The organism is Cytobacillus gottheilii (assembly GCF_001636345.1).
GTDB lineage: Bacteria > Bacillota > Bacilli > Bacillales > Cytobacillaceae > Cytobacillus > Cytobacillus gottheilii.
This window is the reverse complement of sequence record NZ_KV440945.1, coordinates 1775631-1801875: the sequence shown is the minus strand read 5'-3', so window position 1 is coordinate 1801875 and position 26245 is coordinate 1775631. Positions and strand designations below refer to the sequence as shown.

Here is a 26245-nt window from a genome sequence, read left to right as displayed (position 1 = left end):
AATCCGATCTATTTAAAATTCAGCTAGCTCTCTCATTGCTTTTTCTACTTTATCTGGGTTTACCATAAAGTATTTTTCCATTGTTGGAGCATATGGCATTGCCGGTACATCTGGACCTGCTAATCGTTTAATCGGCGCATCCAATTCAAATAAGCAGTTTTCTGCGATAATAGCAGCCACTTCACCCATAATGCTTCCTTCTTTATTGTCCTCAGTAAGAAGAAGCACTTTCCCAGTCTTCGAAGCAGCTTCGATGATTGCTTCTTTATCGAGCGGGTAAATGGTTCTTAAATCAAGAATATGAGCGGAAATGCCGTCCTTAGCCAATCTTTCAGCCGCCTGCAGTGCAAAGTGGACACATAAACCATATGTAATAACCGTTATGTCTTCACCTTCGCGTTTTACGTCTGCTTTGCCAATTGGCAATACATAATCATCAGCAGGCACTTCACCTTTGATCAAACGGTACGCACGCTTATGTTCAAAGAATAAAACTGGATCTTCATCTCGAATGGCTGCCTTGAGCAAGCCTTTCACATCGTAAGGAGTAGAAGGCATGACAATTTTCAATCCTGGCTGGTTAGCAAAAACCGCTTCAACGGATTGAGAATGATATAATGCACCATGCACGCCGCCTCCATAAGGAGCACGGATAACCATTGGACAGCTCCAATCGTTATTAGAACGATAACGAATTCTGGCAGCTTCCGAAATAATTTGGTTAACAGCAGGCATAATAAAGTCAGCAAACTGCATTTCAGCAATCGGACGCATGCCATACATTGCTGCGCCAATCCCAACCCCTGCAATAGCAGATTCAGCCAAAGGTGTATCAATTACACGCTCTTCGCCAAACTGATCATACAATCCTTGAGTCGCTTTAAAAACTCCACCTTTTAACCCTACATCTTCACCTAATACAAATACCTTTGAATCTCTTTCCATTTCTTCGCGGATTGCCATTGTTACCGCATCAATATAAGAAATAACAGCCATGTTTTCTCCCCCCTGCTATTCAGCGTAAACGTATTTTAATGCATCTTCTGGATTTGCATATGGCGCATTCTCCGCGTAATCCGTTGCTTCATTCACCAGTTCCATAATACGGTCATTGATTTCTTTTTCCTTTGCATCATCCATGATGCCATTTTCTTTTAAATACGCACCAAAAGTAATGATAGAATCCTTTGTTTTCGCTTCAGCTACTTCTTCTGGTGCGCGGTAGCTGCGGTCATCGTCATCCGAAGAGTGCGGTGTTAAACGATAAGAAACAGTTTCAACTAATGTTGGCCCTTCTCCGCGGCGTCCTCTGTCAGCTGCTTCTTTTACAGCTTCATAAACCGCTAATGGATCATTTCCATCAACCGTAACGCCTGGCATCCCATAGCCAATAGCACGATCAGATACTTTTTCACATGCCAATTGCTTTTCAATTGGAACAGAAATTGCATATTTGTTATTTTCGCACATAAAAATGACAGGAAGTTTGTGTACACCTGCAAAATTGGCGCCTTCATGGAAGTCACCCTGGTTGGAAGAACCTTCTCCAAAGGTTACGAACGTAACAAGATCTTTGCCTTCCATTTTGCCTGCCAATGCGATTCCGACTGCGTGCGGCACTTGAGTTGTAACAGGCGAAGATCCTGTAACAATTCGATTTTTCTTTTGTCCAAAGTGTCCTGGCATCTGGCGGCCGCCTGAGTTCGGATCCTCTGCCTTAGCAAATCCTGAAAGCATAAGCTCTCTTGCAGTCATTCCAAAAGCTAATACCACGCCCATATCGCGATAATAAGGAAGTGCATAATCTTTTTCACGATCTAAGGCAAATGCGGCTCCAACTTGTGCAGCTTCCTGCCCCTGACATGAAATAACAAAAGGAATTTTACCTGCACGGTTTAAAAGCCACATCCGCTCGTCGATTCGGCGAGCAAGCAGCATTGTTTCATACATTTCAAGAACTTGTTCATCACTTAACCCTAATGCTTTATGACGGTTTTTATCCATTATATAACCTCCTAAATATATGTAATGTCGGTACTAGCCGTGAATAGCCTTGCCTTCAACAGCAAGAGCAGCTTCCCCGATTGCTTCTGATAATGTTGGATGCGGATGAATCGTATGTGCAACCTCCCATGGTGTTGCATCTAATACCATTGCAAGACCAGCTTCAGAAATCATATCTGTCACATGCGGCCCAATCATATGCACGCCTAAAAGATCGTTTGTTTCTTCATCAGCAATGATTTTGACAAAGCCATCTGATTCACCATATACGAGCGCTTTTCCAATCGCACGGAAAGAGAACTTGCCGGTTTTCACTTTATATCCTTTTTCCTTCGCTTCATCTTCTGTATAACCAACACTTGCCGCTTCCGGTGAACTATAAATACATTTCGCAATCAAACGGTAATCCAGCGGTGAAGGATTTTCTCCGGCAATATGTTCAACTGCAGTAATGCCTTCGTGTGAAGCAACATGTGCAAGCTGCAAGCCGCCGATGACATCTCCAATCGCATAAATATGTGATTCTTTTGTTTGATAGTATTCGTTGACAAGAATAGCACCTTTTTCAACCTGAATATCGGTATTTTCAATGCCGATTCCCTCAGTATTTGCCTGTCTGCCGACAGAAACCAGCAGTTTTTCAGCCGAAAATTGTTTCTGTTCGCCCTTTACTTCAGCAGAGATGGTTACTTGATCACCTTGTGAAAGTGTTTCAGGCAATACTTTAGCATTTGTTACGATTTTAACGCCTTTTTTCTTCATCAGACGCTGCATTTCTTTTGAAATCTCTTTATCTTCTGTCGGAATAATGCGGTCTGCATACTCAATAACCGTCACTTCAGCCCCAAAATCCGATAACATCGATGCCCACTCAATCCCGATTACACCGCCGCCGACGATGATAATAGAAGAAGGAATTTCCTCCAGCTTAAGCGCCTCATCAGATGTCATAACATTTCCGCCAATTTCTAATCCTGGCAATGTGCGTGGACGGGAACCTGTAGCGACAATCACATTCTTAGGAATCAGCATTTCATTTTCTTCGCCATTGTTCATCTCTACGGAAATGGTCCCAGGCATCGGTGAGAAGATCGATGGTCCCAGTATACGGCCAAGACCTTCATACACATCAATTTTTCCTTGCTTCATTAAATGCTGAACCCCTTTATGAAGAGTCTCAACAATTTTCCCTTTACGTTCTTGTACTTTGCCGAAATCTACTGTTACATCACTTGTCATAACACCATATTCATCGCTGCGCTTTGCCGTAGCATATACTTCAGCACTTCTTAACAAAGCCTTGCTCGGAATACATCCATTATGCAGACATGTACCCCCAAGCTTTCCTTTTTCAACTAACGCTGTCTTTAAACCAAGCTGAGATGCGCGGATCGCTGCTACATAACCGCCTGTACCTCCGCCAAGAATGACCAGATCATATTCTTGTGCCATGTTCGTTCCTCCTATTTTACAGCCGTTCTGCTTGATATTGTACCAGGATAATCTTTCGCTCTCTCTTCCCCGCGCAATACCCGCAATGCCCCTTCTGCCAGAGCCTGCAGTTCGTTTTCTCCCGGTTTAACAATCACATCTGCAATCCAGCTGATGCGATTGCTTATTTCCTTCACAAAATCCTTGCCGTAAGCCAAGCCGCCTGTAATAATTATGGCGTCAACCTTGCCGCTGAGCACAGCACCGGCAGATCCAATTTCTTTCGCAACCTGATAAGCCATGGCATCATATACAAGCTTAGCCTTTTCATCGCCATTTTTAATCATGTCTTCAACTTTAATGGCATCATTTGTACCTAAATAACCCACAAGTCCGCCTTGACCTACTAACATTTTCATAACTTCCTCGCGGTAATAGCTGCCGGAATAGCATAAAGAAATAAGATCACCAGCCGGCACCGTACCGGCACGTTCCGGGCTAAATGGACCATCTCCATGCAGTCCGTTATTTACATCAATAACTCTGCCGTTTTTATGTGCGCCAACCGTTATCCCGCCGCCCATATGTGTCACAATTAAATTTAACTGCTCATAAGGCTTTCCAAGCTCCTTTGCCACTCTGCGTGCAACTGCTTTCTGATTCAGAGCATGAAAAATACTTGTTCTTTCAATCAGGGAGAAGCCTGAGATTTTTGCAATTGGTTCTAATTCATCCACAACAACCGGATCAACGATAAATGATGGAATATTCAAGCCTGAAGCAATTTCAAACGCTAAAATTCCGCCCAGGTTTGAGGCATGCTGTCCCGCAAATCCTGCACGCAGGTCTTTTAACATTTCGTCGTTAACAGAATATGTTCCGCCCTCAATTGGACGCAATAATCCCCCGCGCCCGCATACTGCGCTAAGCTTGGAAATATTCATTCCTTCGCTATCTAAGGATTCTAATATGGCATTTTTGCGAAATTCATATTGATCTATAATTTGTTCAAACGCACTGATTTGTTCAGTGTCATGCCGAATAGTTTTTTCAAAAATAGATTGATCATTATCGAAAACGCCAATTTTCGTAGATGTAGATCCCGGATTAATGACGAGGATTCGATTTATATGCTCCTGCACGGTTAAACCTCCAGTGAATTCGCGGCAATAATCCGCATTTATTTATTCAAAATACAAAGACGCTGAAATTTAGTTCAGCGCTTTGTATTTTAATCTTGAAGCTAGCCCAATTAGCGACGGCTTAAGATATTGTGGCCATTTTGCAAAAATTGGCTGCGGGAATTACGCATTCTTTCAATTCTTTCTTCCGCCATGCGATCTGCAGCTTTATATGTTGGAATGCCATCACGTTTAGAAATTTCCATTACCTTGGCGATCGTGTCATAAAGACCTTCTACTTTTTTCATCGCACGCTCAGCGTTGTAGCCATATAGCTCATCTGCAACGTTGATAACTCCGCCAGCATTAATAACATAATCCGGAGCATAAACGATGCCCATTTCGTGAATCAGGTCACCATGGCGTTCTTCTTTCAGTTGGTTATTGGCAGAACCAGCAATCACTTTCGCTTTCAGCTGTAGAATCGTTTCATCGTTGATTGTTGCACCAAGTGCACAAGGTGCATAAATATCACAGTCAACACCATAAATTTCATCTGGCTCAACCGCTTTAGCTCCAAAATCATCTACTGCACGCTGAACTGCTTCTTTATTAATATCTGTTACGATTAATTGTGCGCCTTCTTCATGAAGATGCTTGCATAAGTGATAAGCAACGTTTCCAACGCCTTGTACAGCTACAACTTTGCCTTCTAATGAATCTGATCCGAACGCTTCTTTAGCAGCCGCCTTCATGCCCACATAACAGCCATATGCCGTTACAGGAGAAGGATTTCCTGAAGAACCGAAAGCTGGAGAAATACCTGTTACGTAATCTGTTTCTTCATGAATTAAATCCATATCTGCAACCGTAGTACCAACATCCTCTGCCGTAATATAGCGGCCATTCAGTCCTTGAATATAGCGGCCAAAAGCACGGAACATTTCTTCGTTTTTATCTTTGCGAGGATCTCCAATGATAACTGTTTTTCCTCCGCCAAGGTTTAATCCAGCTGCAGCGTTTTTATAAGTCATTCCTTTTGCAAGACGCAATGCATCTTCAATTGCATCTTCTTCGGATGCATATGTCCACATCCGCGTTCCGCCAAGTGCTGGACCAAGTGTTGTATCATGTATAGCAATAATAGCTTTTAATCCTGATTGCTTATCCTGACAAAAAACGACTTGTTCATAATCATATTTTTCTAGATATTTGAAAATTTCCATTTGTAAAATCCTCCCCAGGAAGTTTTATTAAGTATTTAAGAACAAAAAATTGTGTATCAACCTTATGTTCAGCAAAGCATTTTAAATTTTATTTTTGTACAGAGCAAATGGCAAGAGCTAATGAATAGAGCTTGCTTTCAGCTGAATCTGCTCTTGAAGTCAGAACAATTGGAGCTTTTGCTCCTGCGATGATGGCGCCAACCTTGGCCTGCGCAAAATAAATAAGTGATTTATAAAGAGTATTCCCAACTTCAATGGTCGGTACAAGCAAAATATCAGCCTGACCAGCTACACCACTTTGAATGCCCTTTTGTTCGGCTGCCTGCAGTGAAACAGCATTATCGAGTGCAAGCGGACCATCAATCAGACAATTTTTTATTTGTCCGCGCTGATTCATTTGCGTTAATGCTGCAGCATCAAGTGTTGCTTGCATAGCAGGGTTGACAACTTCAACTGCTGCAATGGCTGCCACTTTAGGCAATTCAATTCCAATACTTCTAGCAATACTTACAGCATTATTTGTGATCTGCACCTTCTGATTTAGATCTGGAGCAAGATTCATCGCAGCATCTGTAACAATTTTTAAAGATTGAAACCCTGGCACTTCAAAGAGTGCTACATGGGAAAGAACACTACCTGTTCTAAGACCAAACTCCTTGTTTAATACAGACTTTAAAATAACTGCTGTACTGACATGACCCTTCATAAGCACATCTGCATCTTTTTGGCTTACTGCCCTTACAGCAAGATCTGATGCTATAGAAGGTGTATCAGCATGAATGATCTTCACCTTGTCATTCGTAATCAGCCTGTCGTCTATTTGACTGAGAATATTTGCGATCTTATCTTGATTACCAAAAAGCAAAAAATGAGCAAGGTTCCTTTCAAGCGCATCTGCAACAGCCTGCAATACTTCGTGGTCCTCTGCAGCAGCAACAGCTACAGTTTTCCCTTCAATTTGGGCTGCCTTTGTTAAAAGCACATCCAATTTCAATTGCTTCAACCCCTAACATGAAAATAAGTATCAGTTTTTGTTGTGCATATCTTATGAGAAAAAACGAGAGGTTGTTATCACCATTAAAATAATATGCAAGAAGCGTGCCAACTTAAAAATCAGTGAAAACGCTTTATATCCACTTAAATTCCATGAAGTTTTTTGCACGGTACGCAAATTATTGCATGCTATTATTTGCAAGATTATACTTTTCCATCTTGTAATACAGATTACGGACTGACAGACCAAGCATTTTGGCCGCAAGTGTTTTATTGCCATTGGCCTTCAAAAGGGTTAGCCTGATTTGTTTGGCTTCAAAGTCCTCTACAAGCTGTGATAAGGTCAATTTTTGATCAATTGATTCATGATATACTTCCTTGCCCTGTGATTTAGAAAAGCTGACCAGCACGGGGATATGGGAAGCATCAATTTCGGTTTCATGATAACCCATGAAAATAATGGCTCTGCCCAGGATATTATCTAGCTCCCGCACATTTCCTGGCCAATCATAAGCCATAAGTTTAGCAACGGCCCCCTCTGTCAATCCTTCAACATTGCGGCCATATTCCTGATTGATCTTTTGCAGCAAATGTTCACATAATTGCGGAATATCCTCTTTTCTCTTTCTTAAAGAAGGAATATGAATAGGCATTCTGTTTAACCGATAATAGAGGTCCTCACGAAAGGCTCCATTAGCAATGGCTTTTTCCAGATTAACGTTTGTTGCGGCTATGATCCGAACATTAATCTGAATAGGCTTTGTACTTCCTACTCGAGTAATTTCACCCTCTTGCAGTACTCTCAATAGTTTGGCTTGGGTATTGGCTGTTAACTCGCCAATTTCATCCAGAAAGATACTGCCTTTATCTGCTTCTTCAAAAAGGCCTCGCTTTCCGCCTCTTTTTGCACCGGAAAATGCTCCTTCTTCATACCCAAATAGTTCACTTTCCAGCAGTGACTCAGAAATTGCCGCGCAATTTACACGTACAAATTTGTTATATTTCCGATCACTTGCGTTATGTATGGCATGTGCAAATAACTCTTTTCCTGTTCCTGATTCTCCCCTGAGCAGAACAGTAGCCGGAGTCTTCGCCCCTAGCTTTGCCTGTTCAATCGCTATTGTCATTTCCTCTGAGCTCCCAATAATATCCTGAAACGAATACTTGGCTTCCAGAGTACGAATCAGCTGTCTTGCTCTTGAAAGCTCTCTATTAAGATTCTGCATTTCAGATACATCATGAAGGACACCGACACTTCCCTTTAGAACTCCATCAACAATAACTGGAGCCACGTTCACAACTACTTCTTTTTCCTTCGGTCCAACCCGCATCGCAACTCCTCTAACTGCTCTTCTAGTTTGGAGAACTTTCATATGAACACTTTCTCCTTCAGATATGTCGGCAGTTGCAGGTTTGCCAATGATCTCTGTTTCTGACAGTCCCGTTATTCGGGAATAGGCAGGATTAATCATCATCCCTTTTCCATTCTCATCAACAACAGATATGGCTTCATCGCTAGATTGAATAATCGCCTGGAGCATTGTCTTTATTTCTTTTAGATCCGTTATTTCTTCAGCCAGACTAACCATCTCGGTAATATCTTTAAAAATAGCAATGGCACCAATTAATTCTTGTTCATCTCCAATAATCGGAATTCTGGTTGTGATAATTTTCTGCCCATTATTAAGTGTAAATTCCTGATTTACTTCCGCTTTTCTAGTTTTCAGTATGTATGGCAATCGACTTTCTTTAATCACATCCGTTATTTTCTTGCCAATAACGGTGTCTTGCTTAACTTCAGTCATAGTGGCTGCACTTTTATTAAAGAGAATGATTTCTTCGTCTCTATTGATGACAATCATCCCATTATCGGTTGAGTTGAAGATTAAATCAAATTTATGTGTTTGATTTTTCAGCCTTGTAATTAAACTTTCTTTTTCTTCCAAAAGCTGCGAAATGAGAAAAGCTACCGTACCAGGGATCAATACTGTATTCCTGCTGCGGGCATCACGCAAATCAGTGAACACCTTTTCATCCCCAGTCACTTCTACAATAATGTCAATATCCTGATGAATATATGCTTTCCAATCTGTACCCGTAGAAATATTTTCGCTTTTTGCCAGCAGAATACCCGGTGCATCATGATTCTTATCAATCACTGCGACGACTTGAAGGACACTGAGTGATTTAATCAATTTCAATATGGCTGTTCCGCCTTTACCGGCCCCTACAATCAATACCTTTTGCATAAATGCACGATCCTCCAGCTTGAAATTTTTTTCAAGATGCTGCGCAAATCTTTTCACAGTATATTGTATCCTTTTAGCAGGCACTTGACAAATGACAGCATTGATTTATCATTTTTACTATATAGAAAAATTCTAGATGATAATTGAGGGAATATCGATATGATCCGAATAATTGCACTTATCGTACTGCTCATACCTGGCGCGTTAGCTGCCTATGGAATCAAACTGATGCGGGATATGGTTTTTGGAATCCTGCAAGCTCCATTTCCGTATTTATGGATGCAGTTTATTGCCGGTCTCATCCTTTTTATACTAGGTCTTGGGTTTGTGGCAGGTTTTATCCTGCATCGTGACCGCAAAAAAAATAAAGTTCAAACCCGCTTTCAAAGACCTAGCGGAAGGGAGCGCAATTCATGAGACCACTGCAAATCAGTCCGAGTACTGCCTTAAAGCTGGCAGAAAGGCTAAATCTGCCGCTCGAACAAATTATGCATATGCCTCAGCATATCTTAATTCAAAAGCTGGCAGAACTAAACAAAGAAGCCTCTGAACAAATCGATCCGAAAGAGTAAGATAAAGTTTCTTCTGCTTACTTTCACTCAAAGGATATAAAAAGCATCATGCTTCCATCAGAAGATGGAGCATGATGCTTTTTTAGTACGTATAAAAATATAAAGACAATTTTTGTGTATGATTAATTCTTACCCTCTCATGAAGCTTTATGCTCCAGGCGCAGCTTATCAGCGACCATCGCAATAAATTCTGAATTCGTTGGTTTCGCTTTTGACATTGACACTGTATAGCCAAATAAGGAAGAAATAGAATCGATGTTACCGCGGCTCCATGCAACTTCAATCGCGTGTCTGATCGCACGTTCCACTCGTGAAGCCGTTGTGTTGTATTTCTTTGCAATATCAGGATAAAGAACTTTCGTAATTGATCCAAGCAGTTCAATATCATTGTAAACCATGGAAATGGCTTCACGTAGATATAAGTATCCTTTAATATGAGCAGGGACACCAATTTCGTGGATGATACTTGTAATGCTTGCATCAAGATTTTTTGGCTTTGCTTCTGTCTGGTGTGAAGAACGGAGTACTGATGACGATGAAGGCTTTCTCATCACAGGGCTTGTTTTTCCGCTGACCTGACGAATATGACTCGCAAGATAATCCATGTCAAAAGGCTTTAATATAAAGTAAGATGCTCCAAGATCAACTGCTTTCTTTGTTACATCCTCTTGGCCGAAAGCTGTCAGCATAATGACATTGGGAAGCGGCTTATTCAGCTCACGCATTTTTTCAAGAACTGCTAATCCGTCTAAATGAGGCATAATGATGTCAAGAACAAGAACATCAATTTCTGTATCTTCAATGATATTTAGACAATCTTGGCCATTATGGGCTACTCCTACCACTTCCATATCTTCCTGAGATGACATATACTCCTCTAATAAAGCGACAAGCTCGCGGTTGTCGTCAACTACGCACACTTTAATATTCTTCACTACTTGTTTCCTCCTCGATCCATTTGTGGTCTCTTTTTTTACACTTTATAAATATTGTGATTAGCAGCGCAGAAGCAAAACTGGGAAGTAGCTAATTTATTTTCGTATAAAGTGCAGTTAAACCTGCACCACTGTTTGAGCAGTATGCAAAAAGCAGACGGCAAGTTTTTTTATTTATATATTTTATTCTAAAGTACAATTTCGACAATGCAACATAAAATCCTCTAGTTTTTTTAATATTTCTTAAAAAACCTATAAAATCTTTTATTTCCTTCTATTTTCTCTTATTTTCGACCTTATTCGCTATTTAATTCAAAACGATTAACACTTTGTCGAAAAATCTTTATTTAATCATAGCATAGGTGGAATAAATTGAATAGATGCCTGCTGATATAACCTCAAATCAAATTACCCCATTCTCCTTTGCGGTTCCATGTTCTCACTGAAGTCCACACGTCCACCTAACAGCATATTCTCTAAAAGCAACAAATTTAATATGAATTGAGATAGGGGGAGGCGATTAACCTCCATTTATCCCTCTCACACCACCGTACGTACGGTTCCGTATACGGCGGTTCCGATTAAGTCGAACGCAGTAAGTCATATCTAGCAGAAATACTTTTTAACCCAAGGGAAAGCCAGTAGGCTTTCCCTAATGTTTTATGAAGAATTGGACTTTTGGATATCCTCCAATAAGCCTTTCTTGTATTTCCCCATTCATATGCTTTCCCTTTCGAAACACCTAGTTTAATAAGTTTCTTGACCTTCGTTTGGGGAAGTTTCCATTCCTTCCATCGAATCATTCTTAACCTTCGATTAAGCCATCCTTCGAGTTTTGCGATTACTGAACGGGTATCTGCTAAATGATAATAATTAACCCATCCCACTAGATATTGGTTAAGGTTATGAATCCTATCTTCCATGGCAATTGACCTTCGTCTGCTTGTAAGCTTTCTTATTTTATCTTTAAACCGTTTAACTGATTGGGGAGATATTCTCACCTTCGGTTTTAGATTACTTGTAAAACTGAACCCAAGAAATTTCCTTTTCCAAGGGCGGTCTACAGCACTTTTATCCTTGTTAACCTTCAGTTTAAGATTCCTCTCGATAAAATGGGTCATTGCCTTCATAACTCTTTCTCCAGCTCTTTTAGATTTCACATAGATATTACAATCATCGGCGTAGCGGACAAAGCGATGTCCTCTGCGCTCCAGTTCTTTATCCAGTTCATCCAACACAATATTCGAAAGTAAAGGGCTTAAAGGTCCACCTTGCGGTGTCCCCTCAAGGTTAGGACTGACAAGTCCGCCTTCCATAACACCAGAGGTTAAGAACCGTCTTATTAGTTTGAGGAGAGTACTATCCTTTATCCTCATGGCTAATTTACTCATTAATCTATCGTGGTTAACCTTGTCAAAGAACTTTTCAAGGTCAATGTCGACTACCCATCGATAACCCTCTTCTATATAGCTTTGGGCTAATTTAACAGCCTGGTGCGCTCGCCTGTTAGGGCGAAAGCCGAAGCTACATTCAGAGAAACTAGGGTCATACATTCTGGTAAGCACTTGGGTGATTGCTTGTTGAATGAAACGGTCTGTCACGGTTGGGATTCCCAGTTTCCTCTTCCCTTTGCCGTCTGGTTTCGGGATTTCGACTCGACGGACGGGGGATGGGATATAGGTTCCCTCGAAGAGGGATTTTCGCAGTTCGCTCCAGTTGAGCATAATATGTCCACGAAGAGCAGTGACGGGCATTTCGTCCACTCCATGTTTTCCCTTATTCTTTTCTACTCTTTTAATCGCATTAAGTAGGTTTTCCCGTGACATGATTCGTTCCATTAACATTGATATAACCTCCCGCGTAAATAGGTGTTCTGTTTGTGTCCTTTTCATTCTCCACCCTGTTTAATGACCCCCGCGGATTCACCGTTTCTTTCATTAAACAGGTACTATGTTTTCTGTTTCATCGAATGGAAAGATACGCCTAGTTCCTATTTTCCATAACCGGTTCAGCCCTTCCTTATCCTCTTAAGCGAATAAGTACTATGGCTTCTGCTGACGCCTGTCGTTCAACTTATCCTCACGGATAGGCTTACCGCATGAGTACGGCATATCGACAGGTTCTCCCCGGGTAAGAGTACAGACTTTCCTTCCATGTCTCCGCCTCATTTACTCTGTGACACCTTTGGCAGTATGGACTTTGTCTTGTATTGCAGACTCACCCAATGTCATCTAGCCTCATATGAGATTCGTGTTCCTCAGAGCGGAAGTTTGCCGCCGACTTCCTTCAGATAGGAGGGTCACCCCGCATATCCTTGTCTTAAGCTACGACTACTACTGCCTTCGCCGTTCGGGACTCGCACCCTAGAGCCTGCACCCATGCCGGGCACACAATAATAAAAATAACGGGGATTATTCCCCGTTATTTTTATGAAGCCTTTTCTTCAGGCTGTTCGTATATGTTAATGCCTGCTTCATTTAACATCCACTCAATGTGAACACCATACCCGCTTGTTGGGTCATTAACGAATACGTGTGTGACCGCTCCGATTACTTTATCATTTTGGATAATGGGACTTCCGCTCATTCCTTGAACAATTCCGCCTGTCTTATTTAAGAGTTCGTCATCAACAACCTTAATGACCATACCCTTTGTAGCTGGAAATTTCTGCGGAATGGTGCTAACGATCTCAATATCAAAAAGTTTCACTTCATCATTTTCAACAACCGTCAGAATTTTAGCAGGTCCTTCTTTTACTTGGTGTGATAAAGCAATTGGCATCGGCTTATCCATAATGCCATTTTTAATGCCGCGATTCAGTTCACCAAAGATGCCAAATGGACTATTCCTGACAATGTTACCAATTACTTCTTTATCTGAGGAAAATCTGGCCAGCTTTTCACCAGGATTTCCATTGCTTCCTTTTTCAATGGATGTGACCGTTGATCGAACAATCTGGCCATCATCAACTACAATTGGCTTTTTTGTATCCATATCTGATATGACATGGCCAAGTGCGCCATATTTTTTTGATTGAGGATGAAAGAATGTCATTGTTCCAATTCCTGCTGCTGAATCTCTTATATAAAGGCCCAGCTTATACAATTCTTCATTTTCTTCTTTAAGAGGAGTTAATTGTGTTTTTACCTTACCATCTTCTCTAGTTACAATGATCTGCAAAGGGTTGCCCGACTTACCGGCTTCTTGAACAAATGGAGCTACATCAGCCATTTTTTCAATTGTTTTGCCATTAATTTCAGTGATAATGTCTCCAACCTTAATTCCTGCTAGTTCGCCTGGAGACGTTTTGCCATTGCTAGTGTTAACCTGGTGATGTCCAACAACTAATACGCCTACCGTATTGAGTTTGACACCGATGGATTGGCCGCCAGGTATTACTTTAAAATCCTTTAAGACGTTTACATCAACTTTTTTAACCGGAAAGCCTGCAAGTTCAAGCAGCATTTCATTTTTGCCGTTTTCCAGCCCATTTATAGCGATTGAATCAGTACTCTGCTCAATGGAGACACTATTCTGTGGCTGTGCCAATGTTCCGGAAACAGGTCTTGCTTTTGAAAATTCCAATTGATCTCCTTCAAACATGGTGATGCTTTTTGGAATTTGAATATACTCCTGAAAGGGTTTAGAGAAACCAATTGCAATTAATGAAACAAGGAGAATTCCACCAACTATTTTTCGCAAAACATCATATGACAATTTAATTCACTCTCCTCGCTTCTAGTCCAACACGAAATGGCTACATCTATAATTTTGCCTGCTTCACTTGCATTTATAACCCCCAAGCCGATAAAAAAAGCTACCCACCTTTGGATAGCTTTTCATGGTATTTTAATTTGACGGGCAAGCTTCAGTAATTCCTTGGCATGTTCCTTCGTTAAATCCGTAATTTCAACACCTGAAATCATTCTTCCAATTTCTTTTACCTTCTCTTCATCAGTTAAAGGCTTTACCGTTGTTTTGGTTCGTCCATTTTTTGTATTCTTCGCAATAAAGAGATGTGTATCTGCCATCGCCGCTACTTGCGGAAGATGGGATATGCAGAGCACCTGTGATCCAATTGCAACATGATGGATCTTTTCAGCAATCGATTGAGCAACCCTTCCGCTTACACCGGTATCCACCTCATCAAAAATGATCGAGGTAACGCCCTGATGTTTGGAAAAGATGCTTTTTAATGCCAGCATAATTCGCGACAGTTCTCCGCCTGAAGCAATTTTTGAGAGCGGCTTTAAAGGCTCGCCAGGATTTGTTGATATATAAAATTCAGCTTCATCTATGCCATTTTTATAAAATCGGTCTTCTTCATTTGAAAAAACAACCTCAAATACAGTCTTTTCCATATATAACTCTTTTAATTCCTTATGAATTAATTTTGTTAGCTGGACAGCTGCATTTTTTCGCAGTTTACTTAGTTCTGCCGCTTCCACTAAGAGATCTTTTTTAAGCATGGCAGCTTGTTTTTCGAGCTGGTCAATATGTGTTTCTTTATTGAGGAGCGTTTCAATTTCTTCTTCAATTTTGGAGGCATATTCTAAAATATCAAGGACACTTTTGCCATATTTCCTCTTTAATTGATGAATTTCATTTAATCTTTCCTCAATTTCATTGAGCCGTCCAGGATCAAATTCAAGATAATCCAATTCATTGCGAATGGTTCTGACCGCGTCTTCCATTTGATAAAAACTGCTTGAAACAGATTCTGCTAACTCTTTGTATTTCGGCTCTAATTCAGCAGCAGTCTCCAAATTGCTGACAGCAAGGCTCAGCCAGTCAATTCCTCTTTGCTCTCCCTGCAGTGCATTATAGCCAGTCTGCATGGCATCGTAAATGCTTTCAAAGTTGGCCAGCTTCCTTTTCTCTTCAATCAGTTCTTCATCTTCATTTAATTTTAAATTCGCTGATTGAATTTCTTCTAATTGAAACTGAATTAAATCCAGACGATGGGCCATCTGCTGTTCATTTTCATTCAGACTTTTTAGTCTTTTATTTGTCTCCTCATATGAGTGGTAGATGTCCTCATATTCATGAATGGCTGCACGGATTTTTTCTCCGCCAAATTGATCCAGCAAGTTCAAATGCAAGGATTCGTCCATAAGCTCCTGATGCTCATGCTGTCCATGTATATCAATTAATGCACTTCCGAATTCTCTTAATGTGGAAATCGTCACAAGCTTACCGTTTACACGGCACACACTTTTGCCGGATTTAGAAATATCACGGCGCAAAACAACCATGCCATCGTCAATGTCGATCCCAAATTCGGCTGCTTTTTTGTAGCTGGGATGATTTTTGTCATCGAGAAGAAAGAGTCCTTCAATTTCGGCTTTATCTTCCCCGTGTCTGACAAATTCACTCGAACCCCTGCCTCCAACCAGCAAGTGAATAGCATCAATTATGATTGATTTACCTGCTCCTGTTTCTCCAGATAGTACGGTTAACCCTTTTTCAAACGAAATTTCCAAGCCTTCAATAATAGCAAAATTTCTTATACAAAGCTCATTTAACATGTAACCTCACCCCAAATTACAGCATATCTAAAAAGCGATTTGAAATCGCTTCTGTGTCTTCAGGAGTTCTACAAATGATTAAACACGTATCATCTCCACAAATGGTGCCGAGAATTTCATCCCAATCAAGATTATCAATTAAGGCACCGATCGCCATGGCATTACCCGGTAATGTTTTCATGACCAGAAGGTGTCCTGCCATATCAATTCGTACAAAAGCATCCATTAGGTTCCTTTTGAGTTTTTGCAGCGGATTAAAGCGCTGATCAGCCGGCAGACTGTACTTGTATCGTCCATCTAACAATGGCACTTTCACAAGATGCAGTTCTTTAATATCTCTTGAAACAGTTGCCTGTGTTACGTTATACCCTGCATTCTTTAATTCATCCACTAAATCATCCTGTGTTTCAATATCATTCATGGTAATGATTTCCCGTATTTTTATATGGCGCTGTCCTTTATTCATGAAACTACCACCTCAAGGTTCTTGAAATTTTTCTATATATAAACTGTATTGTGTACAAGTAAAGATCGTTGCCTTTCTTACATATGTTAGCCGATTTTAGCAATATTGTACAATAATATTAAAGAACAAGAAGGGAAACTATTCAAGAGTGCAAGATAAAAAAATGGCCGATTGGACAACAGCAAGTTGAAAAAAAGACTTAACTGCTCTTTGCTTTATTTTCTAATTAGAAATTTCATCTTATCTTTATTTTTTCTTATAGCATGAAAAAGGATAAGCCCTAGACGGCTTATCCTTCATCACTCTTCTTCTTAGATTTCAGTTCGTCATGTGCAGTTTTAACTACTTCTTCTACATTTGTCATTAAGTCATTTTGTCCAGTTTCTTTTTCGCCTGACCAATACAAATGAAGCAGAAATTCAATGTTGCCATCTCCGCCCGTTATAGGCGAGAAGGATAATTCCTTAACATCATATCCAATATTTAAAGCGAATTGAATGATTTTTTCAACGACACTTTTGTGTACCTTCGGATCCCGGACTATGCCTTTTTTGCCCACTTGATCTCGGCCAGCCTCAAATTGCGGCTTTACAAGAGCCACAACGTCACTGCCCTGAACAAGGAGAGTTTTAAGAACAGGCAAAATGAGTTCCAAAGATATAAATGAAACATCAATAGATGCAAAATTCGGCATTCCTTTTGGAAGGTCAGCAGGGGTCACATAACGGAAATTGGTTCTCTCCATAACATGTACCCGTTCATCCTGACGCAGTTTCCATGCGAGCTGGTTATAACCGACATCTAAGGCATAGGACATAACCGCCCCATTTTGCAATGCACAATCTGTGAATCCGCCTGTTGAAGCACCGATATCCAAAAGAATTTTGTCTTTCACATCTAAATCAAACACTTGCAATGCTTTTTCGAGTTTTAATCCGCCGCGGCTGACATAAGGCATCGCTTTGCCTTTAATCATCAGCGGGATCTCTGAGTCCACTTTTTCCCCGGGTTTATCGAGCCGGGTTTCATTGCTGAAAACAAGACCTGCCATTACTGACCGTTTGGCTTTTTCTCTTGTTTCCGCAAGACCTCTTTCAACAAGAAGTATATCTAAACGCTCTTTTTTATTTTTCATCCGTTAAGCCCTTTTTTGTTTTTTTCCGGCAAGCATCACTAATCTCTTCACTACTTCATCGGTAGTCATGCCAATTTCCTTTAAGAGTTCATTCACACTTCCATGCTCAATGAACTCATCCGGAATTCCAATACGATCTATTTCAGCATGATGGAATCCTTGTTCATGTGCGTATTCAAGCACAGCACTTCCAAATCCGCCCTGCAGCACAGCTTCTTCTATCGTTAAAATTGGCATATTGCTGCCCAATAGCCCGGACATCATTTTTTCATCAAGCGGCTTAATGAATCGTGCATTCACTACTTTAATCGAATAGCCTTGTTTTTCAAGGAGAACTGCTGCTTCCATCGCCATCGGAATGGTCGTTCCAAACGTTAGGATGGCTGCATCTTTTCCTTCCTTCAAAACTTCCCAAGAGCCAATTGGGATTTGCTTTAAGGTTTCGTCCATTGGTACTCCAATGCCGTTTCCACGGGGAAATCTCATTGCAATTGGGCCATCTTCATAGGAAAGAGCTGTATTAACCATATGCTGTCCTTCATTTTCATCTTTCGGCATCATCAATACCACGTTTGGCAAATGGCGCATAAAAGCTATATCAAAGACACCTTGGTGTGTTTCACCATCAGCTCCAACCAAGCCGGCACGGTCAATGCCAATAAAGACATTTAAGTTCTGACGGCAGATATCGTGCAGCACTTGATCATAAGCACGCTGCAGGAATGTTGAGTATATCGCTAAAAATGGCTTCATTTTTTGCGTAGCCAGCCCAGCTGCAACAGTTGCCGCGTGCTGTTCTGCAATTCCTACATCAAACATTCTGTCAGGAAACTCACTGGCAAACCCTTCTAGCTTTGAACCGACAGGCATTGCAGGCGTAATCGCTACAATTCTTTCATCCTTGCGAGCCAGCTTCCGAACCGTTTCACTGACAAGCTTGCTCCATGCCGGAGGAGGATTTACAGGCTTTACAAAATCACCTGTCTCGATTTTATATGGGCCTGTACCATGCCATGTTCCAACGGTATCACTTTCAGCTGGGTCATAGCCCTTCCCTTTTTTCGTAATGACGTGCAAAAGGACTGGCCCTTCCGTTTTCTTAGCATATCTTAAGTTTTCAAACAGTTCTTCATAATTATGCCCGTCAATTGGTCCTAAATAAGTGAAACCCATCTCTTCAAAAAACATACCAGAAACGAACAAGTACTTTAAGCTATCCTTTAGCCTTTCAGCGGTGGAAGCTAATTTCCCGCCAACAGCAGGTACTTTTTTAAGGAGCATTTCAAGCTCATCTTTCACCCAATGATATTTGCCGGCTGTTCTCAGACGCCCAAGCACATTATGAAGCGCTCCCACGTTTGGTGCAATGGACATTTCATTATCATTTAGGATTACAATCATATTCTTTTGTTCATGCCCAATATGATTTAATGCTTCCAGAGCCATTCCGCCTGTTAGCGCTCCATCACCAATGACAGGTATGATGTGTGAATCTTCCTTTTTCAGGTCACGCGCAATGACCATTCCCATTGCAGCAGAAAGTGAAGTTGAACTATGTCCTGTTTCCCATACATCATGCTCACTTTCAACCATTTTCGGAAAGCCGCACAGTCCTTTATATTGTCTTAACGTATCAAATTGACCAGCGCGCCCGGTAAGAATTTTATGAACATACGATTGATGTCCAACATCCCATAGAAATTTGTCCTTAGGGCTGTCAAAGCACTTGTGCAGGGCAATCGTTAATTCAACTACTCCCAGGTTGGGGCCAATATGCCCTCCTGTTACAGAAAGCTTTTCAATAAGGAATGAACGAATATCTTCGCTTAACGCCTCGAGTTCCTTAATAGAAAGGTCTTTTAGGAATTTTGGGTCTTTAATGTCTAAAAGATCCATGTATGGATCACTCACTTTCATCATCTTATTCATACAGTATCCGGGCTTCTGCTATTCACTTTTTCATTACGTTGAATAAACAAGTTCCACAGAGTGTTTATATAGATTCAGTATCATTAGATTACATGATTTCGCTTCAATTTCCAAATAGAAACTTTTATACTAGTTGTCTCTTACAGCAATTAAGTCGGTAATGTCTTCGAGATAAGCTGTGTCTAGAGCTGTTTCCTTTAGATATTTTTTCGCTGCACTAATGTGTTCCTCTAGGGCTTTTTTTGCTCCTTCCATTGATAAAAGAGAAGGATAAGTGCTTTTATGGTTATCTTCATCACTGCCAACCGGTTTCCCAATCATTTCTTCGGTTCCTTCGAGATCAAGAATATCATCACGGATTTGGAAAGCCAGTCCTAAGTGGAAGGAGAAGGATCTTAGCTTATCAATTAAACTGTCATCAGCTTCAGCGAGCAATGCGCCAGCAATTACACTATAAGCAAGCAGCTTCCCTGTTTTGTGTACATGAATATATTCAAGTTCTTCAAGATTTAATTGCTTTTCTTCCCCCTGCATATCGGCTACTTGTCCGCCAACCATGCCTTCAGCACCAGCAGCTTTAGCAAATTCAGCAATTAAAGCAAGTTTCGTGTCTGCAGTTGTCTGCGCAGATTGAATGGTAGAGATTAACTGAAAGCTGTATGTTAATAATGCATCACCGGCCAGAATAGCGGCTGCTTCTCCGAAAACTTTATGATTTGTTGGCTTACCTCTGCGCAAGTCATCATCATCCATACTTGGCAAATCATCATGAATAAGCGAATAAGTGTGTACCATCTCTATTGCTGAAGCTGTCTCAAGACCCATTTTAGGATCCTTATTAAAAGCAGCCAATGTGGCAAAAAGTAAAAGAGGACGGATTCTTTTTCCTCCAGCTTCTAAAGAGTAGATCATTGCATCCTTTAAAATCTGCGGTGTTTCCAGTGTTTGCATTTCTGCCCGGAGATTGCTCTCCAGCAGTTCTTTATATTGTTTAGAAAACTCCTTAAACGTTTCCCCCATAAAACTATTCCTCCTCAGCGATGGCAAATGGCTCTCTCTTTCCATCCTCGGTAATCATTTCTGCTATTTGAGCTTCTACATTTTTCAGCTTATCATGGCATAGCTTAGAAAGCTCCATGCCTTTTTTATAGATGTCGATGGCTTCCTCTAGAGGAACATCGCCTTCTTCGAGCTGTTCGACAATCTCCTCAAGCTGTTCCATTGCTTCTTCAAATGTTACCTTTTTATCAGCTGTCATATGGATTTCCCCTCCGTATCAACGACAGTACACTCTGCCGATCCATCCGAAAATTGAATTTTCACCTTGTCATTCACATTTACTGCCTTTACCGATTTTGCTAACTCGCCGTTTTCAGAATATACGAGACTATAGCCTCTATCCATAATTTTCAGCGGGCTCATCGCCTCTAAAGAGGATAGGATATGTTTAAAGTCCTTCTGCTTAGAATGCAAAATAGCTGTCATATTTCTCGTTAAGTATTTATTTGAGTTTTCATAGCGCTGTTTTGCTTCCTGCAGCAGTTCTTGCGGTCTGGCACGATCTAGCCTTTTAAGGAGGAGCTTTTGTTCTTCCTGTTTTATAAGAAACAGTTTTTCTGCCCCGCGTTTTAGCTGTTCAGCATATTTATCAACTTGCTCTAATTTTTGCTCGTACAACTTTTGAGGATTCCTGAAAGCATAGGATTTACGAATCCTTGTTAGTCTGATATTTTGCCGCGACATGCTTTCTCTCATCGTTCTAATAAGCCTTGATTGCCGATTCCATATTCTTTCAGCCAGCTCATCTATATGCGGAACAGCTAATTCTGCCGCACCTGTTGGTGTTGGAGCCCGAAGATCAGCAACAAAATCAGCAATCGTAAAGTCTGTCTCATGCCCTACTGCAGAGATTATCGGAAGCTCTGACTTATAGATCGCACGAGCCACAATCTCCTCATTAAATGCCCATAGCTCTTCAATCGAACCGCCGCCTCTTCCAGCAATCAGAACATCAGCTTGTCCGTCTGCATTTGCTTGTTTAATGCAGTTAACGATTGATGGCGCAGCTTGATTTCCTTGAACCAAGGCAGGATACACAATGATTTTTGCAATTGGATAGCGCCTTCTTATCGTCGTTATAATATCCCTTACTGCCGCTCCTGTAGGTGAAGTAATGACTCCTACACATTCAGGGTATTTCGGAATATCCTGCTTCGCTTTTGGAGAAAATAGGCCTTCTGTTTCAAGCTTTTCTTTTAGCTGTTCATATGCTAAATACAATTCTCCAATTCCGTCCGGCTGCATTTCTTTTATGTAAATTTGGTATTGGCCGCTCTGCTCATAAACCGTCAGATCGCCCTTAATAAGAACTTTCATCCCGTTTTCAGGCTGAAACTTCATATTTTGATTATAGCGGGAGAACATGACAGCTAAAATCCGTGCTTTTTCATCCTTTAGCGTAAAATACATATGCCCGCTCGAGTGCTGTTTAAAATTAGAAATTTCACCTTTTACAAACACGTTCTGGAGATGAGGATCCTTGTCAAACTTTCTCTTAATATATTTTGTTAATGCAATGACAGTTAAATAACGCTCTGTACCCATCATACCCTCCTGGCATAAGTAATGATCGCCTTACCTGGCACAAATTCAGCCCACAAAAGCAGATATTTGGGGTATCATTTTACATTTATGGCCGACACCCTCAAACATCAGCATACGTGTCACTGCATATCTGCTTTAACTTTTGATAAGACACCATTAATAAACTTAGGTGATTTGTCATCACCAAATAATTTAGCTACTTCAATGGCTTCATCGAGTACTACATTAACAGGAACCGCTTCTTCCGTATATTTGAATTCAAAAATAGCTATTCTTAAGATGTTGCGATCAACAGTTGCCAGCCTTTCAATCGTCCATTTCTCAAGATGCTTCTGAATCAGCTGATCAATTTCATCACGATGTTTTATAACTCCTTCAACAACCATCGTTAAATATTGATCATGAGGGGCTCCATCAAGTACATGTTCAATTGCTTCGTTTATATCCGTTTCACTAACATCTATTTGAAATAATGCCTGTAAAGCTTTTTCCCTTGCTGTTCTTCTTTTCATTTAATATCATTAACCCCTTTTATTTCACATAATTTACGCGTCATCGAAAAAAACACATAACAAGATAATAGCATATGTCACCATTATGCGCACTTATGTACTTAATTTCTCCATGATTATGATTTTTAGCATAACGTTATTTGTTTAATAACATAATGAAAGCCAAAGACACTATTGGTCCTTGGCTTTCGGGATCTTACATTTCCTGATCGTATTCCGGCTCTTGCTTTTGGTTTTCGAATAATACACCAACAACGTGAATATTTACTTCACTTGCTTCAAGTGCCGTCATATTCAGGAGGGCTTGCCGAATGTTATCTTGAATCTTTTGAGCGACATTTGGGATAGATATGCCGAACTTCATTAAGCAATAAATATCCACCTTAATGCCAGCTTCAGTCAAATCTACTTTGACACCCTTGCCATGATTTTTCTTGCCCAGTCTTTCAACGACACCAGTTGCAAAGTTGCCGCGCATTTGTGCAACTCCTTCAACCTCTGCTGCTGCAATCCCGGCAATTACTTCAATTACCTCTGGTGCAATCTCTACTTTGCCTAAACCCGTATGCTCTTGATTCATTTCCAGCATTTGATTTTCACTCAATCTAAAGCACCTCCAATTATTCTTTACCACCCATTACATCATAAATGTCCAAGAATTTCGTATTAAAATTTCCTTCCACAAATTGATCATGATTTAAAAGCTTTAAGTGGAATGGAATGGTTGTGTGAACACCTTCAATAATAAATTCACTCAGTGCTCTTTTCATTCGGGATATTGCCTCTTCTCTAGTATCGCCGTAAGTGATCACTTTTGCAATCATTGAGTCATAAAATGGCGGAATCACATAACCAGGATAAGCAGCAGAATCTACACGAACACCTAAACCGCCTGGAGGAAGATACATATCTATTTTTCCAGCTGAAGGCATAAAGTTCTTTTCCGGATTCTCCGCATTGATTCTGCATTCAATCGACCAGCCGGAATACGTGATATCCTGCTGATTAAATGCCAGTTTTTCTCCAGATGCCACTTTAATTTGCTCTTTAATTAAATCTACACCGGTTACCATTTCAGTTACGGGGTGTTCCACCTGAATACGCGTATTCATTTCCATAAAATAGAATTTTCTATTTTTATAGTCATAAATAAACTCGATTGTTCCCGCTCCAGTATAATTAACTGCCTGTGCAGCTTTAACTGCAGCATTCCCCATCTCTTCACGTGTTTCACCATCTAATGCAGGTGAAGGCGTTTCTTCAAGCAGCTTTTGCAGCCTTCTCTGAATACTGCAATCACGTTCTCCTAAGTGAACCGTATTTCCATGGGAGTCAGCAAGCACCTGGATCTCCACATGACGGAAGTCTTCAATGTATTTCTCGATATAAACGCCAGGATTACCGAAGGCTGTAAGTGCCTCCTGCTGGGTGATCGTAATTCCTTTAATAAGCTCCTGCTCATTTTTAGCTACACGGATCCCTTTACCTCCGCCGCCGGCAGTTGCCTTAATGATCACTGGGTATTCAATTTGATTAGCCAGCTCTATCGCATCTTTTTCATCTTTAATAATCCCGTTCGAACCCGGAACAATAGGAACCCCAGCTGCTTTCATTGTTTCACGGGCAATATCCTTTGTGCCCATTTTTGAAATGGCTTCTGGTGTCGGTCCAACAAATATAATGTTGCACTCTCTGCAGAGTTCAGCAAAGTCAGCATTTTCTGCTAAGAATCCATAGCCCGGATGAATTGCGTCACAATCCGTCAGCTTAGCCACACTTATTATATTTGTAAAGTTTAAATAGCTGTCTTTAGACGATGTTGGACCAATACAGTAAGCTTCATCTGCAAGCTGTACATGCAATGCTTCCTTATCTGCCTCTGAATATACGGCAACAGACTCGATGCCCATTTCTCTGCAGGCGCGAATAATCCGAACAGCAATTTCCCCTCTATTTGCAATTAATAATTTTTTAATCATTGTATTCATCCTGTCAGCACCCCTTACTCAGGCTTCACTAAAAATAATGGCTGACCGTATTCTACTAATTGTCCGTCTTTTACAAGAATCTCAACAATTTCACCATTAACTTCTGCTTCGATTTCATTAAATAACTTCATTGCTTCAACGATACATACAACCGTTTCTTTATACACTTTGCTGCCGGCACTTACATATGGACCAGCTTCTGGTGAAGAGGATTGATAAAATGTACCAACCATTGGAGAAACGATTTTATGAAGATTTCCTTCATTTCCTGCTGGTGCGCTTTGCTGTTCAGCTTCTTTCGCAGTTTGTGCTTCAACAGCTGCTGCAGGCTGTACAGATGGCTGAGTATGTACTTGCGGGGCTTGCGCAATTGGTTTGAAAGACTCGGCAGAAACAATCGTTTCAGATGTATTTTTCTTCATTTTTATTTTGGAGCCTTCATGCTCATATACAAACTCATCAATCGTTGAATCGTCAACAAGCTTAATTAATTCGCGAATTTCTTCTACTTTTAACATTTAATGCACCCCTTGTTCACTTGGCACTTCACTTCAATCAAAAGCTTAAAGAAGAAGTGCATAATTTATGACTAGCTACTATAATCATACGATAAGACCTTATGTTAATTCAACTGTATTATTGTTCTCTTATTATTTTCTCTATTTTCTATCATGATTCCTTTGGTGTTTGTAAATTCCTTAATTTATGGTGAATACGGTTTAAATTTGCCTATTTTCTCTTAATTGAGATAGGGGGAGGCGATTAACCTCCATTTATCCCTCTCACACCACCGTACGTACGGTTCCGTATACGGCGGTTCCGATTAAGTCGAACGCAGTAAGTCATATCTAGCAGAAATACTTTTTAACCCAGAGGCTGGGACAAAACCTACCTCCAAGATAAAAAAGCCGGTGAAATTTTACTCATTGTAAAATTTCACCGGCTTTTATCATTTTTAAATAAAAATAAGGACCACTTCTGATAAAATAAAGTCACCACAACAAATTCAATCAGAAAGAAGGGTCCTTATGTTTAAAGATTATAACATGAATCAAATTATTTTGCCTTTAGATTTAGCAGTGAAATTACAAGAAAATGATATCGCCTTTTCCATCCATCATTTAGTCGAAAGTATTCCTCAAGAAGCTTTTCATTCCTTTAGCCGACAGACTGGCTGTCCATCCTATCATCCACGCATGATGCTGAAAATTATTTTATGCGGCTACACGCAATCTACTTTCTCTGGTCGTAAAATAGAAGGATTATTGAAAGATAGTATCCGCATGATGTGGCTCGCACAAGGATATGAGCCAAGCTACCGCACGATCAACCGGTTCCGTGTACACCCCGAAATGAAAGAATTAATACGCCAATGTTTCGTCCAATTCCGATGTCAGCTGGTTCAGGAGAACCTGATTGATCAAGAAGCGATCTTTATTGATGGCACAAAAATTGAGGCGAACGCTAATAAATTCACGTTTGTATGGAAGAAAGCCATTGAAAAATTCCATGCCAATCTCATTGAAAAGTCTAATCAGTTATACAGCCAGCT

At 40.6% G+C, this 26245-nt stretch carries 24 protein-coding genes; 3 read left to right on the top strand and 21 right to left on the bottom strand.

Going from position 1 to position 26245, the window contains the following annotated elements:
* Positions 1-12 precede the first annotated feature (12 nt).
* The 7 genes from A6754_RS08665 to A6754_RS08635 form a co-directional block, all read right to left on the bottom strand.
* On the bottom strand, positions 13-996 hold the full coding sequence (locus tag A6754_RS08665; RefSeq protein ID WP_066443819.1) for an alpha-ketoacid dehydrogenase subunit beta: 984 nt from the start codon (positions 994-996) through the stop codon (positions 13-15).
* Positions 997-1011: 15 nt separating this feature from the next.
* Positions 1012-2004 carry a thiamine pyrophosphate-dependent dehydrogenase E1 component subunit alpha gene (locus A6754_RS08660; RefSeq protein ID WP_066443817.1) on the bottom strand — a complete coding sequence of 331 codons (993 nt, stop codon included), beginning with the start codon at positions 2002-2004 and terminating at the stop codon, positions 1012-1014.
* A 33-nt stretch (positions 2005-2037) separates the two neighbouring features.
* Complete coding sequence (gene lpdA / locus A6754_RS08655; protein ID WP_066443814.1) at positions 2038-3456, bottom strand: dihydrolipoyl dehydrogenase; 1419 nt, start codon at positions 3454-3456, stop codon at positions 2038-2040.
* 11 nt (positions 3457-3467) lie between these two features.
* A complete protein-coding gene (gene buk / locus A6754_RS08650) occupies positions 3468-4577 on the bottom strand; it encodes a butyrate kinase (RefSeq protein ID WP_066443812.1) in 1110 nt (369 codons plus the stop codon).
* A gap of 110 nt (positions 4578-4687) precedes the next feature.
* Positions 4688-5782, bottom strand: a complete 1095-nt coding sequence (bcd, locus tag A6754_RS08645; protein WP_066443808.1) for a branched-chain amino acid dehydrogenase — start codon at positions 5780-5782, stop codon at positions 4688-4690.
* 88 nt (positions 5783-5870) lie between these two features.
* The gene (gene yqiS / locus A6754_RS08640) at positions 5871-6776 is read right to left on the bottom strand and encodes a phosphate butyryltransferase (protein ID WP_066443805.1); all 906 of its coding nucleotides are present in this window, start codon (positions 6774-6776) and stop codon (positions 5871-5873) included.
* A gap of 178 nt (positions 6777-6954) precedes the next feature.
* The gene (locus A6754_RS08635) at positions 6955-9024 is read right to left on the bottom strand and encodes a sigma-54 interaction domain-containing protein (protein WP_066451518.1); all 2070 of its coding nucleotides are present in this window, start codon (positions 9022-9024) and stop codon (positions 6955-6957) included.
* A 159-nt stretch (positions 9025-9183) separates the two neighbouring features.
* On the opposite strand from A6754_RS08635, the gene A6754_RS08630 reads away from it, so the two are divergent.
* Both A6754_RS08630 and A6754_RS08625 read left to right on the top strand, forming a co-directional pair.
* Positions 9184-9441 carry a DUF2627 domain-containing protein gene (locus tag A6754_RS08630; protein WP_066443801.1) on the top strand — a complete coding sequence of 86 codons (258 nt, stop codon included), beginning with the start codon at positions 9184-9186 and terminating at the stop codon, positions 9439-9441.
* The gene (locus A6754_RS08625; RefSeq protein WP_066443799.1) at positions 9438-9596 is read left to right on the top strand and encodes a YycC family protein; all 159 of its coding nucleotides are present in this window, start codon (positions 9438-9440) and stop codon (positions 9594-9596) included. The genes A6754_RS08630 and A6754_RS08625 overlap by 4 nt, the downstream gene beginning before the upstream one ends.
* Positions 9597-9733: 137 nt before the next feature.
* Here the strand turns inward: A6754_RS08625 and spo0A are convergent, their stop codons facing one another.
* The 14 genes from spo0A to accB form a co-directional block, all read right to left on the bottom strand.
* A complete protein-coding gene (gene spo0A, locus A6754_RS08620) occupies positions 9734-10531 on the bottom strand; it encodes a sporulation transcription factor Spo0A (protein ID WP_066443796.1) in 798 nt (265 codons plus the stop codon).
* Between the two features lie 581 nt (positions 10532-11112).
* The gene (gene ltrA, locus A6754_RS08615) at positions 11113-12375 is read right to left on the bottom strand and encodes a group II intron reverse transcriptase/maturase (RefSeq protein WP_066442417.1); all 1263 of its coding nucleotides are present in this window, start codon (positions 12373-12375) and stop codon (positions 11113-11115) included.
* 583 nt (positions 12376-12958) lie between these two features.
* Positions 12959-14248, bottom strand: a complete 1290-nt coding sequence (spoIVB, locus tag A6754_RS08610) for a SpoIVB peptidase (protein WP_066443793.1) — start codon at positions 14246-14248, stop codon at positions 12959-12961.
* Positions 14249-14370: 122 nt separating this feature from the next.
* Positions 14371-16059 carry a DNA repair protein RecN gene (gene recN, locus A6754_RS08605; RefSeq protein ID WP_066443790.1) on the bottom strand — a complete coding sequence of 563 codons (1689 nt, stop codon included), beginning with the start codon at positions 16057-16059 and terminating at the stop codon, positions 14371-14373.
* 16 nt (positions 16060-16075) lie between these two features.
* Positions 16076-16525 carry a transcriptional regulator AhrC/ArgR gene (ahrC, locus tag A6754_RS08600; RefSeq protein WP_066443788.1) on the bottom strand — a complete coding sequence of 150 codons (450 nt, stop codon included), beginning with the start codon at positions 16523-16525 and terminating at the stop codon, positions 16076-16078.
* A 289-nt stretch (positions 16526-16814) separates the two neighbouring features.
* Positions 16815-17660 (bottom strand): TlyA family RNA methyltransferase, encoded by an 846-nt coding sequence (locus A6754_RS08595; RefSeq protein WP_066443785.1) that lies wholly within the window; start codon positions 17658-17660, stop codon positions 16815-16817.
* A 3-nt stretch (positions 17661-17663) separates the two neighbouring features.
* Positions 17664-19556, bottom strand: a complete 1893-nt coding sequence (gene dxs / locus A6754_RS08590; RefSeq protein WP_066451516.1) for a 1-deoxy-D-xylulose-5-phosphate synthase — start codon at positions 19554-19556, stop codon at positions 17664-17666.
* 162 nt (positions 19557-19718) lie between these two features.
* Positions 19719-20609: a polyprenyl synthetase family protein gene (locus tag A6754_RS08585; RefSeq protein WP_066443782.1), complete on the bottom strand. Its 891-nt coding sequence runs from the start codon at positions 20607-20609 to the stop codon at positions 19719-19721.
* A gap of 4 nt (positions 20610-20613) precedes the next feature.
* Positions 20614-20847, bottom strand: a complete 234-nt coding sequence (locus A6754_RS08580) for an exodeoxyribonuclease VII small subunit (RefSeq protein WP_066443781.1) — start codon at positions 20845-20847, stop codon at positions 20614-20616.
* Positions 20844-22193, bottom strand: a complete 1350-nt coding sequence (gene xseA, locus A6754_RS08575; protein WP_066443780.1) for an exodeoxyribonuclease VII large subunit — start codon at positions 22191-22193, stop codon at positions 20844-20846. Before xseA ends, A6754_RS08580 begins: the two co-directional genes overlap by 4 nt.
* 119 nt (positions 22194-22312) lie before the next feature.
* On the bottom strand, positions 22313-22705 hold the full coding sequence (gene nusB / locus A6754_RS08570) for a transcription antitermination factor NusB (RefSeq protein ID WP_066443774.1): 393 nt from the start codon (positions 22703-22705) through the stop codon (positions 22313-22315).
* Positions 22706-22901: 196 nt separating this feature from the next.
* Positions 22902-23309, bottom strand: coding sequence for an Asp23/Gls24 family envelope stress response protein (locus A6754_RS08565; protein WP_066443772.1), 408 nt, complete (start codon positions 23307-23309; stop codon positions 22902-22904).
* 16 nt (positions 23310-23325) lie between these two features.
* Entirely contained in the window at positions 23326-24684 is a 1359-nt protein-coding gene (gene accC, locus A6754_RS08560) for an acetyl-CoA carboxylase biotin carboxylase subunit (RefSeq protein ID WP_066451515.1), read from the bottom strand.
* A 23-nt stretch (positions 24685-24707) separates the two neighbouring features.
* Positions 24708-25211 carry an acetyl-CoA carboxylase biotin carboxyl carrier protein gene (gene accB / locus A6754_RS08555; protein WP_066443769.1) on the bottom strand — a complete coding sequence of 168 codons (504 nt, stop codon included), beginning with the start codon at positions 25209-25211 and terminating at the stop codon, positions 24708-24710.
* Between the two features lie 510 nt (positions 25212-25721).
* Between accB and A6754_RS08550 the strand changes: the two genes are divergently transcribed.
* On the top strand, positions 25722-26245 hold a 524-nt coding region (locus A6754_RS08550; protein WP_180320279.1), incomplete at its 3' end, for a transposase.